Genomic DNA, 2,570 nt, shown 5'->3' with positions numbered 1-2,570 from the left:
CCCTAAAATTTATTGCGAAGATAACTCGAAGTCTACTCCAATTACGCACAACGTTCCCAGGCTTTACGTCTGTTGCGGACTAAAGAAGCCGAAACTTTCGGTTTAGTACAGACTTTAAAGATACAAAACAAACTTTAAATTAAGCCCAAAACCCGCAATAGCGTAAAACCTGTGTTAGCCGTTCGGTTTTTTTGTTATTCCAATTAACTTATATATTAGTCCACTTAATATAGCAGAATAAAATAATCCAATTATAAAAGAAAAATTTCTTCCAGTATCGCTTGACAATTTTTGCATTGCTTTTTTTTGTTCAATTGTTATTTCACTACCACTAAAAAAGCCATTATTATCAATATCAAAACTGTTCAAATTATTTTGTAAATAAATGTCATACAAAATAACATAAGCAATAATCAAAATATATGTTCCTAAAAATAAGTTTATTAATAGTTTTCTTTTATGTTTAAATTTAAAAGAAAAGATTAAAAATAAAATTGCAAAAATTAAAGTAATTACAAGATGTTTTTTTACTGTTATGTTTTCCATTAATTACTAAAAATTTCTATTATTTTTGAATTTTCAATATCCTTTTGTTTTTTTAGTTCTTCTTTCAATTTTTCATTAGTTCGAGAAAATTCATCTTTTGAAGCTGAAAGTTTATTTTTTTCAGTTTCAATTGTCGCAAAATATTTTTTCATAATATCTGTTGGTTGAAAATAGATTTGATAAATTCTTGGAATATTGTCAAGTCTTTTGAAAAGTATATTTTGGCAATTTAATTCCTTTAAATATTCATAGACATTTTTATGTTTAGATGAATTTGCTAATTGAATTTTATAAATGTTATCATTGATTTTTTCTCCATTTCTATAATAAACACCTAAAAGGAAAGATAATTTTTTTTCATCGCTATTAAACAAACTATCATTTAAATTATTTTCGATATAAAACGAATTCATTAAGTTAGATAGTTTCTCAGAAACCAAATAATTTTTTTCTTCTATTAAATTTACATTAAAATCTTTTTTAGCAATACTATCTACGAAATTCTTTAAAGGTTTTTCATTTTTATAATATAAATCAAATTTATTTTTAATATTACCATAATTATAGCTAATATAATCATTTAATGTGCCTAAAAGTAAAAAAGTGCTATTTATTCTTACTTGAGTTGTGTCAATTTCGTTTGGTTTATTTAAAGTTACTCCTTTAATTTTTGTTTTTTCAACTTGTGAAAAAACAATACTAAAAGTTAATAATAAAATAAAGGAAAGTAGATTTTTAATTTTCATTACTATCAAGTTTTGTTTAATAACGGAGTTTTTAATTAAATATTATTTTGTTTGATTACGAGATTTCCGAAACTGACGGCTAACGTGTTGCCGCTTGTGGCAGTTGCGTAAATTTAAGACAAAAGATTACAAGTACAAAACTCCTCGTGGAATTTTCGGAGAAAATTCCGAACACAAGCCAAGCCTAGCAATTGTTACAAACGGCTGTTGTACCACGTTATTCTTCATAAATACATTCATTCCTCACTTTAACTCCATTTTTCTCAAGTTTCAGTTTAAACTCAATCCATTTTTCATCACTTAAGGTTCCAGCAGGATATAATTTTTCTTTGAAATTCTTTTCAATAACTCTCAAACAATTCGGCATTTTTCCTTGTGTTTCGAATGTTACTTCTTTAATGTTACTTATTTTATATATGTCTTGTTTCCATATAAGGTTATGATTTTTAATGATTAGGAAATCTTTATCTAGACTGAAATAATGCATTAACCAAGAATTAAAGTAAAACCAAAAGAAACTAAAAACCAAAAAGCCTATCCAAAAATTAATATTAGTTGAAACTTTACCTTTAGAAAATACCATAAATAAAAAAAAGAAAATTAATCCCCAAAGACTTATTCCTCTTAAACTTGTCCATTGATTGCCTTTGAAATCTTCAGATTTTATAAAACGAATTAATTTAGGCTCAATTTTATTATTTTCAGGTTTTGAAAATTCTCCCTTTTCAATTACAACTTTTTGAAGAAAATATTTTATTTCCCAACTATTTTGGTACATATCATTAAAAAAATATTTTACAGAATTATCCTTAAATTTAATTCTTGTTCCTTCCATAGGAAAAGTTATTAAATATTTAAAAGGCATTTTACCCGTAAGATATACTTTTTTAATGTCTGAAATTAAATATTCATTTTTATTAAATGTTATTTTATGATTATCAATTTTTATAGTTGGTGAATTTCTAAAATATTGCCAAACTGTATAAAAAGCCATTAAGATTACGGCAATACCAAATAAAAGCATAAATAAAGTTTTGATTTCTGATTTTCCTTTATTTATTAAATCAAAATATGTGTAAATCATAAAAGTTCCTAATGCATTAAAAAATAGAAACGCAAAAGAAATTGATAAGTAGAATTTTAAGAAATTTCGTTTTGTAGTAATCATTGGTTTATAATGTGGTACAACGTTTTGCGGCTTTGTTTCAGTGGCTTTGATTAATCACTGACCAAAGCAAATATAAAACAAAATTACGAATCATAGAGGTTTTTCCGAAG

General features: G+C 24.9%; 2 protein-coding genes. Both read right to left on the bottom strand.

The window, feature by feature from the left end; translation table 11 throughout:
• Positions 1–545 precede the first annotated feature (545 nt).
• Entirely contained in the window at positions 546–1,292 is a 747-nt protein-coding gene (locus AABJ49_RS14235) for a hypothetical protein (protein ID WP_338378959.1), read from the bottom strand.
• Positions 1,293–1,509: 217 nt separating this feature from the next.
• On the bottom strand, positions 1,510–2,460 hold the full coding sequence (locus AABJ49_RS14230; RefSeq protein ID WP_338378958.1) for a hypothetical protein: 951 nt from the start codon (positions 2,458–2,460) through the stop codon (positions 1,510–1,512).
• Positions 2,461–2,570: the final 110 nt, after the last annotated feature.

The sequence above is a fragment of the uncultured Flavobacterium sp. genome (assembly GCF_963922255.1).
Taxonomy (GTDB): domain Bacteria; phylum Bacteroidota; class Bacteroidia; order Flavobacteriales; family Flavobacteriaceae; genus Flavobacterium.
The sequence above is the reverse complement of the archived record's forward strand: the minus strand, read 5'-3'. Positions and strand labels throughout refer to the sequence as shown.

Excerpts from the sequence above, each read along its gene's own strand:
- AABJ49_RS14230 (WP_338378958.1), bottom strand. The coding sequence starts at position 2,460 with ATGATTACTACAAAACGAAATTTCTTAAAATTCTACTTATCAATTTCT.
- AABJ49_RS14235 (WP_338378959.1), bottom strand. The coding sequence starts at position 1,292 with ATGAAAATTAAAAATCTACTTTCCTTTATTTTATTATTAACTTTTAGT.